Below are 13,769 nucleotides of genomic sequence, written 5' to 3' on the forward strand. Positions count from 1 at the left end.
CGGCGGACCCACCAAAGACACGACGCAGAACAGCCCATAACGGCCCGAGGGCCTTGATTTTCGGGGCTTTCGCCATCACCTTCGATTTCATCATCCACTCAGGATGACCCACTATTGCCCGCCCATTTGGGGGCAGGCATGGGGGCATTTGAAAAGAGCTGGGGGCATCGTGCCGCTGACGGATATCCAGTGCCGGAAGGCCGCACCGCAGGAGAAGGACTATAAGCTGTCCGATTCTGGCGGACTATACCTGTTCGTCACGACGAAGGGCTTCAAGTCCTGGCGACTGAAATATCGCTTCGCCGGAAAGGAGAAGCGGCTGATCTTCGGCCCCTACCCGGAGGTCTCGCTGACCGAGGCCCGCGACCGCCGCGACGATGCGCGCCGGCTGCTGCGCGATGACAAAGATCCCGGCGTCGAGGCGACGAAAAAGCGGGCGGCGAGCGCCGCCAGCGCGGGGTCGACCTTCGAGAAGATGGCCCGCGCATGGCATCAGGCCAGCCTTGCCAAATGGTCGGAGCATCAGGGCAATTTGGTCCTGCGTGCTCTGGTTCGCGACGTCTTCCCCGAGATCGGCGCGCTGCCGATCGCCGAGGTGACGGCACCGATGATGATCAACCTGCTTCGCAAGATCGAGCGGCGCGGCGCTATCGAGACGGCAAAGCGCATCCGGACCTACTGCTCGGCCGTCTTCTGCTTCGGCATCTCGGAGGGAGTGACCGAGACGGACCCGGCCGCGATCGTCGGCAAGGCTCTCAAGCCGAACCCTCCGAAGAAAAAGCAGCCGGCGTTCACCGATCTCGACCAGGCGCGGGGCGTTCTGATCAAGAGCGAGGAGGACACGGCCCAGCCGTTGACGCTGCTCGCCTCGCGCCTGCTGGCGCTGACGGCAGCCAGGCCGGGGATCATCCGCACGGCGCTATGGAGCGAGTTTGAGGGGATCGATTGGGATGCTCCCGGTGAGGATGCCCCCGAAGCTCTATGGCGCGTGCCCGCCAGCCGCATGAAGCTGGAGCTTGATCGGAAGGGCGAGGACGCCTTCGAGCATGTCATGCCGCTGTCGCGTCAGGCGGTGGAGGTGCTGCACGCGGTGCGCCGCCTGTCCGGCCGGATCAAGCTCCTGTTTCCGTCGACGCGCCGCTCGATCGTGCCGATGTCGGAGAACGCGATCGGCTACATGTACAACCGGATCGGCTTTCGCGGCCGTCACGTCCCGCATGGCTGGCGCGCGGCTTTCTCCACCATCATGAACGAATGGGCGCGCGAGCATGGCCGGGAAGGCGATCGCGCTGTCATCGACCTGATGCTCGCCCATGTGCCGAAGGGACTCTCTTCGTCCGAGGCGGCTTATAACCGATCACAGCACATGACTCGCAGGCGCGAACTATCCCAGATATGGGCCGACATGCTGATGGATGGACTTGGCCCGGCCAACGACCTTGTCGATGGGCGGGTGGAGCGGCTGGTCAGGGCGGGTATGCGCACGTCGAAATGAGTTGCATGTCGTGCGCCTGGCCGTCTGAGCGACGGCAACCACGGGGTGATGGTTTAGACTGTAGTTGGCACTGCTGTTAGGTTTTGCGAGATTTTTTCGATGGACCACCGTCGTCCGCCCACCGCCCCTCGTCCGAAGCACCTTGCGCTCGCTCCTCTATAGCGAGCGCTTTGTCTGATAAGCTCTGATAGATGTCCGCCGTCAGGTCTTCTACATGCGCTTCGTGCGGACTACCTGCCGCGTCCCGAGCGCGTCGTGACGCGGCAGCTTTATTGGAGAATATCCTAGATTTTTTGGGGGCTGTCATTTCTCTCTCCTGCGACGGCGGCAATATCGGCACCGGCAACTGCCGACGGCTTTTTGCCTAGCGCCGGCCTGGGTCGCGAGTTGAATCGCGGGTTGCCTGCGCGACCGCATCGCTCAGATGGGTATAGCGATATCCCTTGTAGAGATATTGAGCCGTCAGCACTTCGCGGATTCCGTGGCGGCTCATCACTTCCGCCCGCTCTTTGTCACCTTCCTGGTTCATCTCCCGTCGTCCTCGGGTGCGGCTGGATGTTCGCTTCCGCTACTTCGCATAAGCATGTTCCAGGCGCTGCGCGCCTGGCGGATGACGCGGGCGTGGTGCTGGTAGACGCGCGGGCCGATGAGGCCTTCCGAAAAGCCGGCGCCCAAAGCGCTGCTCATCTGGGCGATCCGACTGGCGTGCAGAGCCAGCTGTGCCTCATTGTCAATCAAACGCTGCTGCGCTGGCGTTGTGGCGTCGAAATCATGAGGGTCCCGCCTGGGGAACTTCGTTTGATCGATCAGCGCGCGAGCGCTGCGCGCGTTATCGCGGTGCTGGTCGCGATCCTTGGTTTCGCCAGCAGCTTCAGCTCGCATTATCGCGCTTTGCTCGTCGGATAGAAGAGCGTTTAGATCCGTTGTTAAACCGGCCGAACTGGCCTGCACCGCTGGTGAAGCGTGGGCGAAGTGAGGGGGCTTTCTCATGACCTGCTCCTTGTTGCGGGAGCACGAATCTGTCTCTCAGTCGACCCGGCGGGTAAGGGCGCGATAGATTAGATATGGTGACGAAATCCCACGATACTAGGGGGGGCATCATGAGAGCATCGTCTTGTCATGCCGACAGTTTCTGACAAGCCCCTATCGCGGGTTTGCCACCCACTCATTGACGGCAGATTCGTACCATCCCGAGCAGCGCTCGCTCAGCTTGAATTGCGCCGGGAACGTGCCGTTGGCGATCTTGCGCTGCAACGTCGATCGGGACAGGCCCGTTCGCTGAAGCACCTCAGGCCGGCGGAGAATATTGTCGGTGCGGGGGTCGGTCATCATTCGCTCCATGCGCGGCTGGCCGCCGCAATGTCGTCGCCGGTCGGCACGGCGTGATCTTCGGTGATCGTGGTGGTGGTCTTCCCGGTCCTATGGGTCCGCTGCGTCTGCCAGCTCGTCCCGCTCGCGGCGAAGAAGACCAGCCGGCCACCCCACCGCGTCACCCATAGGGTTGTGCCATCGGGCGCCACGGCCGCTCGCGCCACGCGGCCAGCATCAAGCTTTGCGCTGGCGTCGGGGTCGGCCGAGAGGGGCTTCTGGCAACCGGCGAGCAGCAACGCCGCCGCGATCGCGGGCACGGCCCTCATCTGCGCGGTCCCCCGCAGGGGATCACGTTGGCGTCGTCAGCCCATATGATCGGCAGGCGGAGCTGGGCGGCCATCCATGCGGCCCGCCGCTCGGCATCCTCGATGTCGCGCGCCATATCCGGTTCGCGTGTGTCGTCCGCCTTACCATCCAGTCCGACGACCTCGACCAAGTAGCGCAGCCAGGGGATATCGGCGCTGGAGGCGCGGATGATCCTGATGACGCCCTCGGCTGGGCGCCAGCCAGTCGGCGCCGGCTGCGGATCGGGGAGCGGAACCCAGCCCGTCGGCTCCACGGAATAGCCATCCTCGTCGCACCAGCCGCCATCGCAGCGCGTTGCCGGCACCCAAGGGCGTGTGCCGTCGAGACGATCGGGAACGAGGGCCATGATCCAGCCGTCACCGGCTGGCGCTTCGGCGATCGGAAGGACAAGGGGGGAGGCCTGCTTATAGCTGTCGCCGGGGGGCAGCGAGACTAGCTCGGAGGGATGAATGCTGAAAAGCGGCGACTTCATTTCATCCATCGTTTGGACCTTTCGTGAGGGGAACACCCGAGGCCGATTGTCGGCCAGGCGGCTGGAGCGCGCCGACACGCTGGGCCGCGAGGCGCAGTTTCTGGACCGTCACCGAGGGCGGCTTGCCTGCGAAGGCATCCTCCTGGGTGCGGTGGTCGAGCTGGTCGGCCATGTCGTGGATCAGGCGCTTGCCGGCGGCGGCGGCCGATCGGAAGCCGCGCGCATAGGTGTCAGCCATGGCGATGGCGCTCCTGCTCGTCGTGCATCATGTCGGCGATCACGCTGACGTCGCGCGCGATACGGGCGACGGCCGCGAAGATCAGGAGGGCGACGACGCCGAAGAATATCCCGCTACCGCTCATGCCGCGAAAGCCGTCGCTGCGAGGTAGTCGAGATCCTCCATGATCGCCTTGCGGTGATCCTCGAACCAGCCGCAGAAACCCTCGGCGCGGGCTTCGGCCAAGTTGATCTTGACCACGACAGCGGCAAGGTTCGGGGTGCGAACTTCCTCGATCAGGTGATCCATCGCGATGCAGAAGGCGTCGACGGCCGCGTCTTCGCCCTCGGCGCCGAGCGGCATCGCGTCGCTGATGGCGCGGACGCGGCGGTACTCGGCGAGGGCCTCATCGAAAGCGGCCTGCAGGGCGAGCTGCTCGGCGCGGAACGCGTCCGCCTCGGCCTCGATCGCGGGGGCCGCATCGTCGTCGATGGAATGGCCATCGGCCGAAAGCTTCACCACGGCGAGGCAGCGGAAATAGTTGCCCGCGAGCGTCTCGGCGGGGGTTTGGATCAGCTCGTTTTCGCGGGCGACCAAGCCGTCTGTCGCGTTGCTCGCCTGAGTCTCCGTCGCTCCGGCGGCGTTCGCGGCTGCATAGTGCGCGTCGCGCTCCGTCATCCAGGCGCGGAACTGATCGGTGGTAGCTGGGGCGGTCATGCGGCGCTCCTGTCGAAAGAGACGACGTTCGTGGGCTGTGCTTCGGGCAGCGGCTCGTGCTCGCCCCCACCGCCGTTGTCGGGGATCGGCTCCCATTCTCCGCAGAAGCGGCTGGCATGGGTCTGCGGATAGATCGCGGTTGCCCAATACGGGCCCGAGCGCGCCAGCTGCGGCGGCATGACGCAGCAGGTGCCGATATCCGGGCCCACCGACGGGTCGCGCGTAGCGGTCGCTATAGATGCGCCGCCCCGATCCCAGTGGACGCAATCGGCGCAAGTGCCGAGATCAGCCACGGGCGCCTCCTGCGCGGCGCAGGTCATACTGCTTCGAGACGAAGCCGCCGCGCCCCCTCACCATTGTCTGGTTGACCCAGGTGATGCGATCGGGCCCGAGCCTTCGGATATGGCCGCGTCGGAGATGAGATCGGGGCCCCGATCGATCTGCGCTACCGAACGGCTGGCCATCGCTGCTACCGGCAAGCGTTAGGGTGTGGAAATCTGGGAGGGCTATCTTGCCCGCCTTCTCGCGAGCGCGATTCAGCTTCGCTGGTGCGACATGTCGCTCGGCAGAGACGTTGCGGCAGGCGAGCGCGTAGCAGAGGTCGATATAGGCGTTGGCCTCGTCCATCATGTCCGCTGCGAGCAGGTCCAGTGCTCCATCGATCCCTCTCGCTGATGCGATCCCAAGGATCGCATCCCATAGGATCGGGAATGGCCGGGCCCTCGGCCGACGAGCATCCGCCTGCTTCTCGGTCATCCTCCCGGCTGCAACGGCCGCTGCGGCGAATGGTAATCGCACGTCGGACTCAAGCCATGGATCATCGTAGGCAATATGCATGCCCGCCGCGATCGGCAGCCATGCTTGCATCTGATCGAAGTAACATATTGCCGCGATGGCGACGCCAGCCGGCAGGCGCGGAGGAAAGCTGCTCGCGGCGGCGATGGGGTGAGGGAGGTCGTCCTTCCAATCCCACGCCAGCGCGACCCGGCGGGAGCAGGCCGCGTCGGTGTAGCCCGGCACCTCGTGCGCTGTGCCCGGGGGCGAGCGATATTCAAGCGCCGTCACGGGGAAGGGCGGCCGGAGCACGATGTTCGGAACCTCGGTGCGCGGCTTGCTCCGATCGAGCAGCTCGCCGTGATCAGGCAGCACGAATATTTCGGCGTCGGTCAGCTTTCCCAGCAGATAGGCGATGCCGTGGCGCGAGAAGGGGGAAGCCGTGGACGTAATCCCGGCGAGGCTCTCACGCGCCTTTGCGGTATAGTTGAGCGGCTGGATCATAGCCCGCGCTCCAGTTCGATGATGGCGGCGAAGATCCCGCGCTCGCCAAGGTCGGCCACGTCGGAAAGTCGGTCGCCCGGGACCAGACCGGCGACGATGTTGTGATCATTCGTGCCGCTGATCGTGTGGATGAGGTTCACGCGCAGCTTGGCTGCGACGTCGCGGAGTGATCCTGCCGGCGTTTCCGTGATCCGCTCGGCGGCGTCGTCCACGATGGCCCAGAGCCGGGCCCGATCTTCCTCCGAAGCGTCGAGGTCGAGAGCGTCCAAGTCTTGGTATGCGGCGGTCCACCGTGCGAGCTGCTCTTGAATGGCCGATGTCGGCTGGACGGTCGGCTGGAAGCTGCCGCACCAATCGTCGTCCTCGGTCACCGGGTGCTGCGATGCGTCGTGCAGCGTCATCGTGCTGATATCGGGGTCAACCTGGTCGCCGTAGGCGGGCTTGGGCATGAGGATCGCCAGCATCGGCTGGACCAGCACGGGCGGCGCGAAACGGCAGCGCCCATAGGTCGGCTCGCCATCGGAATAGTCGGGGTCGACCAACCAGAAGCGGCAGCGGTTGCACTGCTCGGTCATGCATCGGTCCTTTCGATGTTCGCCAGCGCCGAGGCGGGTAGCGCGGCTCGGCCATCGCCCGCCCGCTGCGCCACGCCGATGAAGGCGTGGATCGCCAGGACGTCCGAGGATCGAACTGCCACCTTGCGGATAGGGTTGAGGGTTTCGAGGAATATCGGCGCATCGAACCCGGGAGGGGGCAGCGGCTCCGCCAGACGCTTTATCATGCCCGGCGCGCCGTAGTGGGGCGCGGCCTCGCGGCGGAAGATCACGCCGACGATGTCGCCGACCGTCACCGCCTTGCGCTTGCTGAAGGCGACGCTCGCGCCGTCGCTGATCATCGGCTCCATGCAGGTGCCGACGCCGGTGAGCGCATAGACATCGGGCATGTCGTCGGGATGGATGAACGGGAGCGCGGTCATTGCGCGGTCTCTGTCTTGGCATCGCGGCGGATATAGAAATCCGAGGGATGGGCCTTGAACGCATCGGCGATCAGCGGCTCGACCCTGGCCATGTCGTCGATCAGCGATTCCCAGAAGTCGTCCGGGATGTAATGCGTGTTGGGCTCGCGCTCGACCACTGGGCGCAGCGGATTGGCTGCGGCGGGCGGATCATTGACCGATCGGTGAAGCGGAAGCAGCTTGAGCACGACATCGGCCGCTGTCTCGGCCGGCGCCGCCGCTAACGCCTTCTCGGCCTCAATGGCGTTGTCGTAGAGCTTTTCCGCCAGCGTCGCGGGGCAGGGGAAAGCGTAATAGCTGGTGAGCAATGCATCGCGCCACGCGATGAAGGCGGCGCGCACGGCTGAAATCGGCTGGGCGTCGGTCATACCGCCGCACTCCCTGTCGGGATTGCGCGTAGCTCGGCCAAAGCCGCAGCGATGCGGTGCTCGCCGATGTTGCACAGCGTACACAGCGTGTCGTAGTGGCTTCCACCGAGGCCAAGGTTGAGCTCGTCGATCGCGTTCAAGACGGTCTGGGCAGCACACAAAGCCGCGGTGGCGGTGTCGATCACGTCGATGAGGTCGGAGAAGTGGTCCGCGCCTTCCAGCTTTGCGGCCATGCTGTCGGCTGACGCCGGTATTCGGGGGGTACGTTCGACCATTGCGGCCTCCTGCTCGAGTAGCAGGGTCGATCCGCGGTTATCTCGCCGTAGCGGAGGCCGTTTCTCGCTTATCCCTGCGCATCAGCGTCTTCGGCCCAACGGCGATCAGCTGATGCGCAGAATTATCCGCTCGGGATAATCCGAACGTCAAGCGGAATTTATCCGGTCAGGATAATTACAGGTCTTTGATCGCTTTCGTGGCTCGGCCGATCACCGAAAAATTCTCGCGCCCAAGGTTGATCGGCTGGTGGTCCGGATTGGTGGAGCACGGCTCCAGCCGGGCAGGGTTGCTGCGGTAGCGCTTCAGCGTCGTCTCGCCCTCGGAGTTCATGACGGCGTAAATTTTACCCTCGCGAAGGTCTGCGTCATTCGGGTTGATCACCACATAGCCGCCATCCGGAAGGATGACGTTCATGCTGTCGCCCTCGGGCTCCAGCGCGAACGAGTCGTGCGACACGCCCGCGACCTGCACGTGACGAATGGTAACCTCGACGGCCTCGCGCCAGTTGCCCGCAGCAATGCGTCCGACCAGCGGTATCTCAAACACCGTAGTGGCGGGCCGTTCGACCATCAGCTCGGCGGGAGAAACGTTGAGCGCGACCGCCAAGCGCTCGATCCATTCCATGGTCAGGGGGCGCTGCGATCGCTCCAGCTTGTGGATTTGCCCCAACGTCGTCTTCGCGCCGTCGGCCACCTGCTGGAGGGTCATGCCCTTTGCTTTGCGCACATTGTGAAGCCGGCTCGCGACCGCATTGGTTAGCGATTTCATGGCAGTTATCTCCAATGTTCCCGCGCGCATTATCCGAAGCGGATATGAAGTGGTAGCGAAAAACGCGCCGATTTATCCCGTGACGACCGTCACGGATCGAACCTTGGCTTGCAGAAAATATCCACACCGGATAAATCTACAACATGAAGCTGAAATCCTACCTCACCGAGCAGCGCGTGTCCTATGCGGATTTCGCGCAGCAGATTGGCGTCGCCAACGCCGGCGTCGTGGCGAAGTACATCGACGGTTCGCGCATCCCGCGCGCCTCGATCCTGCGGAGGATCACGCTCGTGACCGGCGGCGCGGTGCAGTTGAACGATTTCTTCGACCCGCCCGCTGACAAGGCGCCGACGGACCAGGTCGAAGCGGCCTGATCGCAATGTCGCAACGGGGACAGGACAGCGGCCGATATCGACGGAACGCTGAGCAGGAGGCTGCGCGTCGTCGGGCGATCGACGACGCGGCCAGCCGCTACAACATCACGGACCTGGTGGCGCGCACCCGGGCTGTGCGCCGAGCCGGGCGGGCGCATGTGGCGCTCTGTGCGTTCCATCATGAGCGGTCGCCGAGCATGCACCTCTACGATAGCCAGGGGCGATATCATTGCTTCGGCTGCGGAGCCGATGGCGATGTCATCGACTATGTCATGCGGACCGAGCGGCTGGGCTTTTTCGATGCGCTTCGCTTCCTGGGCGCCGCCGACCTGCCCGAGGTCGATCCGGCCCAGCGCGCCGTCGCAGCCGCAGAGGATGAGGCGGAGCGGCAGGAGGCGATCGCCGAGGCCCGCGCGATCTGGAACAGCGCCAGCCCGGCGGCCCGAACCCCTGCCGAGGCATATGCCCGGTCGCGCGGCATCGTCGCCGCGCTGCCGCCCTCCATCCGCTTCGGCCGCACCTATGCCTGGCGTGATCGCGACACCGGCGAGCTTGGTCCGAGCCATTCGGCGATGATCGGCGGGGTCGTCGACGCTGCCGGGGCGCTGATCGGGCTGCAGCGCATCTTCATCAAGGATGACGGTTCGGCGAAGCTGTGGGGCAAGCGCTCGAAGCGCTCGCTCGGGCGGGTGCGGGGAGGGGCGCTGCGGCTCGGCCCGCCGGCCAGTGAAGTGATCCTCTGCGAAGGGCCGGAGGACGGCTTGACGCTGATGCAGGAGCTGCCGGGCCGCTCAGTCTGGGTCGCGCTCGGCACGGACATGATGCCGGCGATCGAGCTGCCGCTGCCCATTACCAAGGTCACCCTGGCGGGCGACAACGATGCGGCGGGGCAGGCCGCGATCGAGCGGGCCGGGCTGGCGCTCGAAGGGCGGGGCTATGCGGTCGGGACGATGTTCCCGCGCCGCGGCTTCAAGGATTTCAACGATCAGCTCAGGGGTATCCGGCAATGACGACCGGACGTTTCACGGTACGCGAATCCAAGCCGGCCGATCTGGTGCTCAGCAATCCCGAGGCCGAAAAGAAGGTCCTCGGCTTCCTCCTCCATGAAAATTCGGCGCTCGACCTGGTCGCTGATCGGCTGGACGAGCGCGATTTCGCCGATCCGCTCCACGCGAGGATCTTCGCCGTGATGGCAAGGGAGATCGGCGACAGGCGTCGGGTCAATCCGGTGCTGCTCGCGCCGATGTTCAAGGACGACGACGACTTTATCGACGCGGGCGGGCGGGTCTTCCTCGAAGCGCTGGCGCAGGACGTGATGTTTGAGGTGTACGACCCCGCCTATGCCGAGCGGGTGCGCGACCTCGCCGTGCAGCGGCGGCTGGTCGATAGCCTCCGTAACGTAATCGAGGGCGCGTCAACGCCGGGCGCCGATCTTCAATTGATCGTGGCGGACGCGGATACGGCGCTGACGGCCGCCATCGAGCGGCGCGACCCGGGTGTGCTGTACGACGCGGGCGACATGGTCGACGAGGTCATCGCCGGCTTCGATCGGGTCGTCACCGGCGTGAAGAGCGGCGTGGTCTCGGGCATCGACCTCTTGATCGGTGCGATACGACCGGGCTGGCTCGGCTATATCGCTGGGCGCCCCGGCATGGGGAAGACCGCCGCGCTCATCAGCTATCTTCGCGGATGCGCGGCGCAAGGGCATCATGTGCTGCTCGCCAGCCTCGAAATGGATTGGTCGACGGTCTCATTGCGGCTGCTCTCGGACTATTGCTACGCGATCGGCCAACCCATCCTGTTCGATCGGCTGCTGCAAAACGAGCTCCAGCCCCACCAGCAACGCCAGATACGCGATATTCGCAACGAGGTCGCGAAGCTGCCGCTCACGATCGTCGACAAGAAGGTGCACACGATCTCGCAGCTCCGGCGCGCGATCCGCCGGCAGAAACGACGGCTGGAAGTGCACGACAAGAAGCTCTCCCTCGTAGCGGTCGACTATATCCAGTTGCTCAAGCCGGACCGCTCGCGCGACGACGAGTTTCAGGATGTCACCCAGGTCAGCCGCGCGCTGGCCGAAATGGCTGGCGATGAAGATGTCGCCATTCTCTGCCTGTCGCAGCTCAGCCGCGCCGTCGAACAGCGGCAGGACAAGCGCCCGATGATGTCCGACCTTCGGAGCAGCGGCCAGCTTGAGCAGGACGCGGACTTCATCGTCATGCTCTACGCCGAGGAATATTACCTCAAGAAGGCGCAGCCGGCTTCCGACAGCGAGCAGTTCGGCAAGTGGGAGGCCGACATGGCCCGCTACAAGGATGTGCTCGAATTCATCTGCGTCAAGCACCGCCATGGCGCCGAGGGCGTCATCCACGGCCGGTTCTTCCGGCCCTACCAGGCGGTGCGCTGATGGCCGTATCCCACCCCACCGGAGAAAGCCTATGAGCGGCTGGTATCGTATGCGTCGCGGCTGGCAGACCCACGACTTTTTCGCCGACCAGCCTTTTACCGAGCGCGAGGCTTGGGAATGGCTGATCGGAAACGCCGCATGGAAGGATACCATCCGCCGCGGCGGCAAGGGTGACGCGATCCCCATCACCCGCGGGCAACTGCACGTCTCCGATCGTTCGCTGGCCTCCGCATGGCAATGGGACAAGAAAACCGTTCGTCGGTTCATGGATCGGCTGGAGGGAGCGCGAATGGTGGACCAACAGCGGGACCATTCGGGAACCATCATAACTATCCAGAATTACGCGGTTTATCAGGATCGCGGCGACGAAGCGGGACCGACCGTGCCCCCATCAAAGGGACCGACCGGGGACCGTCTCGGGGACCGTTCGGGGGACCACACAAGAAGAATAGAAGAAGAAAAGAAGGGGAAGGTCGCGCGTGCGCGTGCGCGAGGCGGGGCCGAATATGCCTTCATGGGGAACACGGTCCGGCTGACCGCCGAGCACTTCAACGGGTGGGTCGCCGCCTATCCCCACATCGCCGACTTGCGCGGTGAGCTGGAGCGGATCGATGCTTGGTGGGAGCGCCAGGCACCAGAGAAGCGCGATAATTGGTTCACGCGGACCAGCGGCATGCTCGATAAGCGCAACCGGGAGAACGCCGCCACGGCGCAGCGCATCCAGTCCGAGGCCTATCGCATCGCCGCTGAGGCGGAAAGCCGTCGGCGCGAGTGGGAGCGCAAGAACCCCGATTTGGTTGCTCACTACGCCGAACTCGATGCGCTTGCCGCTCGAGCACGCGCCGAAGAGGGGAGCCTGCACTGATGCCCCGGCGCAGGAAACCCGACAGCGCCGAGGTCATCCGCCGGTTGGTCGCCGTGAAGGTGATGATCGCGAGCATGAAGGACGCCATGCCGACCGCCGCGCGTGACCTGCGCCGGCAGGCGGGCGAATCGATTGACGACATCATTGAGGCCATTCGCTGATGCCGCCGCCGCTCGCCCGCTTCGCCACCCTCGGCCAGGAGCCGGACCCGGCGCACGCCCGGAAGGCGGCGCACGAAGCGTATCACGCGCACGGCATCGTCCTGATCAACCCCGAATGGCTGACCGGCTGGGCCGACCGGAAACAGCTCGAAATCCTGGCCGAGAAACTGTTTGGAAAGCGAAAGGTCGATAATGGGCAAGGGTAACGTCATCCAGCGCAGCGCCGCCAGCCGTGCCGCTAATGCGGCGGCGATGTTGCGGGGCGAGAAGCCCGTCCAGCCCGCGCCCGAGCCACCGCGCGCACTTGTGCGCACGCGCGCGACCGAGGAGCCCACGCCGGAGCAGATCGGCCATTTCGTCCTTGGCCCGGTGCGAACCGAGAAGGGGCAGGTGATCGGCCGAGCGTACCGCCGCCAGCCATATTTCGAGACGCTGGCGAAAATGCCCCTCCGCTTGTCCGACCAAAAGGGGCCCCGGCTCATCTCGCCAGACCAGTTGCGGGCTCTGCGGTACTATCGTGCCAATCACGAACTGACCGTCGTTTCGGAGACGCGCTGCGCGCTGAACCAGGAGCGGGGCAGCGGCGAGGCAATCGGCCTGCCGATCACGCTGTTGTCGGCGCGAGGAGTGAAGGAATGCGAGGTGGGGCTGGGCGCCTTGGTGCATACGCTCCGGGCTGTCGCGTTGGATGACAAGAGCTTTGCCCAGGTCGCTATGGAGCGATGGGGGAGCCGCGATCGCCAGCGCATCGTCATCGGGTCGGGAAAGAAGAAGCCCCGGATCGCCAAGGAGATCGTACCAAAGTCCAGTGCTCATCCTGGCATCATCCGACAGGAGTTCCTGGACGCGCTCAAGATCATGACGAGCACTACAGCGCGGCTGGCCGCTGATGGGGCTTGAAGCTGGGGGGTGGATATGGCATTTCAGACATAGTCAGAAGTCTGACCAGCAGAGGCCGCGCCCTACAGGGTTGCGGCCTCGGTCGTTTCTGGAGGCTCCCATGTTCTCGGCGGGTAATGCCGCCATCCTGTTCCTGCTCTGCCTCGGCGTCAGGCTTTAAGGCCTGGCTCGCTAGGCCGCCCGGATCGATCGCCGGGCGGGGCCATTCGAAACGAGAGTAGCGCTCACATAAGGGATGCGCCGCTCGAGTTCGACACGCCTTGCCGCATGCAATTCCGCTAGGCGAATGTGAATCCTCTTGATGTAAACATCAGTCGCAGCAGCCGCATTGTCGCGGCATTGCTCTTCACGTTCCAAATGATTTGCGATCTGGTTATTACGCATTTTCGGCTCCGTTTTTGTGTTTTGAGCCTTGTCAGGGCGCAGGATATTTTCGCGAGTCGCGATCCATTAGCCGATATAGCATGGATCGCACCCGTTTACCTTGCTTATATTGGTTCTGTGTGTGAAGGCCTCAATGTCTGACGTGCTGCCCACGTTTACTCGCAGGGCCGGGTTACCGATTGGCCGTAGGTCCTGAAGTGGAGCGAATTGCCAAACGCTGCTCACCACATATCCCGCACAGGCCCGCCTCCCGAGTGAAGTCGGAGGTCAGGCCTAGGGCACGTGTAGCTGGCGATACAGCCGTTCGCTCCCGACGGACCGTCCTGGCGATGCAGGCGTCGCAGATAGCTTCGGGATATTTGGAGTGGATCAAGTCTACGATGTGCTTCTCAAGC

Annotated in this window: 23 protein-coding genes; 8 read left to right on the forward strand and 15 right to left on the reverse strand. The window is 64.5% G+C overall.

The features are described 5' to 3' along the window. Nucleotides 1-169 precede the first annotated feature (169 nt). Entirely contained in the window at nt 170-1,495 is a 1,326-nt protein-coding gene (locus HRJ34_RS00005) for a tyrosine-type recombinase/integrase (protein WP_226948982.1), read from the forward strand. Nucleotides 1,496-1,859: 364 nt separating this feature from the next. Here the strand turns inward: HRJ34_RS00005 and HRJ34_RS00010 are convergent, their stop codons facing one another. The 15 genes from HRJ34_RS00010 to HRJ34_RS00075 all read right to left on the reverse strand — a co-directional run bounded on the left by HRJ34_RS00010 (nt 1,860) and on the right by HRJ34_RS00075 (nt 8,283). Further along, nucleotides 1,860-2,024 carry a hypothetical protein gene (locus HRJ34_RS00010; RefSeq protein ID WP_208632985.1) on the reverse strand — a complete coding sequence of 55 codons (165 nt, stop codon included), beginning with the start codon at nt 2,022-2,024 and terminating at the stop codon, nt 1,860-1,862. Continuing rightward, nucleotides 2,021-2,485 carry a hypothetical protein gene (locus tag HRJ34_RS00015; RefSeq protein WP_208632986.1) on the reverse strand — a complete coding sequence of 155 codons (465 nt, stop codon included), beginning with the start codon at nt 2,483-2,485 and terminating at the stop codon, nt 2,021-2,023. The genes HRJ34_RS00010 and HRJ34_RS00015 overlap by 4 nt, the downstream gene beginning before the upstream one ends. 153 nt (nt 2,486-2,638) lie before the next feature. Beyond that, complete coding sequence (locus HRJ34_RS00020) at nt 2,639-2,824, reverse strand: helix-turn-helix transcriptional regulator (protein WP_208632987.1); 186 nt, start codon at nt 2,822-2,824, stop codon at nt 2,639-2,641. Further along, nucleotides 2,824-3,132: a hypothetical protein gene (locus HRJ34_RS00025; protein ID WP_208632988.1), complete on the reverse strand. Its 309-nt coding sequence runs from the start codon at nt 3,130-3,132 to the stop codon at nt 2,824-2,826. The genes HRJ34_RS00020 and HRJ34_RS00025 overlap by 1 nt, the downstream gene beginning before the upstream one ends. Beyond that, nucleotides 3,129-3,653 (reverse strand): hypothetical protein, encoded by a 525-nt coding sequence (locus tag HRJ34_RS00030; RefSeq protein ID WP_208632989.1) that lies wholly within the window; start codon nt 3,651-3,653, stop codon nt 3,129-3,131. Before HRJ34_RS00030 ends, HRJ34_RS00025 begins: the two co-directional genes overlap by 4 nt. After that, nucleotides 3,646-3,882, reverse strand: coding sequence for a hypothetical protein (locus HRJ34_RS00035; RefSeq protein WP_208632990.1), 237 nt, complete (start codon nt 3,880-3,882; stop codon nt 3,646-3,648). The genes HRJ34_RS00030 and HRJ34_RS00035 overlap by 8 nt, the downstream gene beginning before the upstream one ends. After that, complete coding sequence (locus HRJ34_RS29390) at nt 3,875-4,006, reverse strand: hypothetical protein (RefSeq protein ID WP_264319412.1); 132 nt, start codon at nt 4,004-4,006, stop codon at nt 3,875-3,877. Before HRJ34_RS29390 ends, HRJ34_RS00035 begins: the two co-directional genes overlap by 8 nt. Further along, on the reverse strand, nt 4,003-4,578 hold the full coding sequence (locus tag HRJ34_RS00040; RefSeq protein ID WP_208632991.1) for a hypothetical protein: 576 nt from the start codon (nt 4,576-4,578) through the stop codon (nt 4,003-4,005). The genes HRJ34_RS29390 and HRJ34_RS00040 overlap by 4 nt, the downstream gene beginning before the upstream one ends. After that, a complete protein-coding gene (locus tag HRJ34_RS00045) occupies nt 4,575-4,871 on the reverse strand; it encodes a hypothetical protein (protein ID WP_208632992.1) in 297 nt (98 codons plus the stop codon). Before HRJ34_RS00045 ends, HRJ34_RS00040 begins: the two co-directional genes overlap by 4 nt. Further along, nucleotides 4,864-5,856: a hypothetical protein gene (locus tag HRJ34_RS00050; protein WP_208632993.1), complete on the reverse strand. Its 993-nt coding sequence runs from the start codon at nt 5,854-5,856 to the stop codon at nt 4,864-4,866. Before HRJ34_RS00050 ends, HRJ34_RS00045 begins: the two co-directional genes overlap by 8 nt. Further along, the gene (locus HRJ34_RS00055) at nt 5,853-6,431 is read right to left on the reverse strand and encodes a hypothetical protein (protein WP_208632994.1); all 579 of its coding nucleotides are present in this window, start codon (nt 6,429-6,431) and stop codon (nt 5,853-5,855) included. The genes HRJ34_RS00050 and HRJ34_RS00055 overlap by 4 nt, the downstream gene beginning before the upstream one ends. Beyond that, complete coding sequence (locus HRJ34_RS00060) at nt 6,428-6,832, reverse strand: S24/S26 family peptidase (RefSeq protein ID WP_208632995.1); 405 nt, start codon at nt 6,830-6,832, stop codon at nt 6,428-6,430. The genes HRJ34_RS00055 and HRJ34_RS00060 overlap by 4 nt, the downstream gene beginning before the upstream one ends. Next, on the reverse strand, nt 6,829-7,239 hold the full coding sequence (locus tag HRJ34_RS00065) for a hypothetical protein (RefSeq protein WP_208632996.1): 411 nt from the start codon (nt 7,237-7,239) through the stop codon (nt 6,829-6,831). Before HRJ34_RS00065 ends, HRJ34_RS00060 begins: the two co-directional genes overlap by 4 nt. Further along, nucleotides 7,236-7,514, reverse strand: a complete 279-nt coding sequence (locus HRJ34_RS00070) for a hypothetical protein (protein ID WP_208632997.1) — start codon at nt 7,512-7,514, stop codon at nt 7,236-7,238. Before HRJ34_RS00070 ends, HRJ34_RS00065 begins: the two co-directional genes overlap by 4 nt. Nucleotides 7,515-7,689: 175 nt before the next feature. Then, the gene (locus HRJ34_RS00075; RefSeq protein WP_208632998.1) at nt 7,690-8,283 is read right to left on the reverse strand and encodes a LexA family protein; all 594 of its coding nucleotides are present in this window, start codon (nt 8,281-8,283) and stop codon (nt 7,690-7,692) included. A gap of 143 nt (nt 8,284-8,426) precedes the next feature. On the opposite strand from HRJ34_RS00075, the gene HRJ34_RS00080 reads away from it, so the two are divergent. The 7 genes from HRJ34_RS00080 to HRJ34_RS00110 are packed head-to-tail and all read left to right on the forward strand — an operon-like array spanning nt 8,427 to nt 12,990. Beyond that, a complete protein-coding gene (locus HRJ34_RS00080; protein WP_208632999.1) occupies nt 8,427-8,657 on the forward strand; it encodes a helix-turn-helix domain-containing protein in 231 nt (76 codons plus the stop codon). A 5-nt stretch (nt 8,658-8,662) separates the two neighbouring features. Continuing rightward, entirely contained in the window at nt 8,663-9,667 is a 1,005-nt protein-coding gene (locus HRJ34_RS00085) for a CHC2 zinc finger domain-containing protein (protein WP_208633000.1), read from the forward strand. Next, nucleotides 9,664-11,064, forward strand: a complete 1,401-nt coding sequence (locus HRJ34_RS00090; protein ID WP_208633001.1) for a replicative DNA helicase — start codon at nt 9,664-9,666, stop codon at nt 11,062-11,064. Before HRJ34_RS00085 ends, HRJ34_RS00090 begins: the two co-directional genes overlap by 4 nt. Before the next feature lie 31 nt (nt 11,065-11,095). Beyond that, a complete protein-coding gene (locus HRJ34_RS00095; protein WP_208633002.1) occupies nt 11,096-11,929 on the forward strand; it encodes a hypothetical protein in 834 nt (277 codons plus the stop codon). Next, nucleotides 11,929-12,090, forward strand: a complete 162-nt coding sequence (locus HRJ34_RS00100) for a hypothetical protein (RefSeq protein ID WP_208633003.1) — start codon at nt 11,929-11,931, stop codon at nt 12,088-12,090. Before HRJ34_RS00095 ends, HRJ34_RS00100 begins: the two co-directional genes overlap by 1 nt. Then, the gene (locus tag HRJ34_RS00105) at nt 12,090-12,296 is read left to right on the forward strand and encodes a hypothetical protein (RefSeq protein ID WP_208633004.1); all 207 of its coding nucleotides are present in this window, start codon (nt 12,090-12,092) and stop codon (nt 12,294-12,296) included. The genes HRJ34_RS00100 and HRJ34_RS00105 overlap by 1 nt, the downstream gene beginning before the upstream one ends. Next, a complete protein-coding gene (locus HRJ34_RS00110) occupies nt 12,283-12,990 on the forward strand; it encodes a hypothetical protein (protein ID WP_208633005.1) in 708 nt (235 codons plus the stop codon). Before HRJ34_RS00105 ends, HRJ34_RS00110 begins: the two co-directional genes overlap by 14 nt. The last annotated feature ends 779 nt before the right edge of the window (nt 12,991-13,769 follow it).

The organism is Rhizorhabdus wittichii (genome assembly GCF_017607425.1).
GTDB lineage: Bacteria > Pseudomonadota > Alphaproteobacteria > Sphingomonadales > Sphingomonadaceae > Rhizorhabdus > Rhizorhabdus wittichii.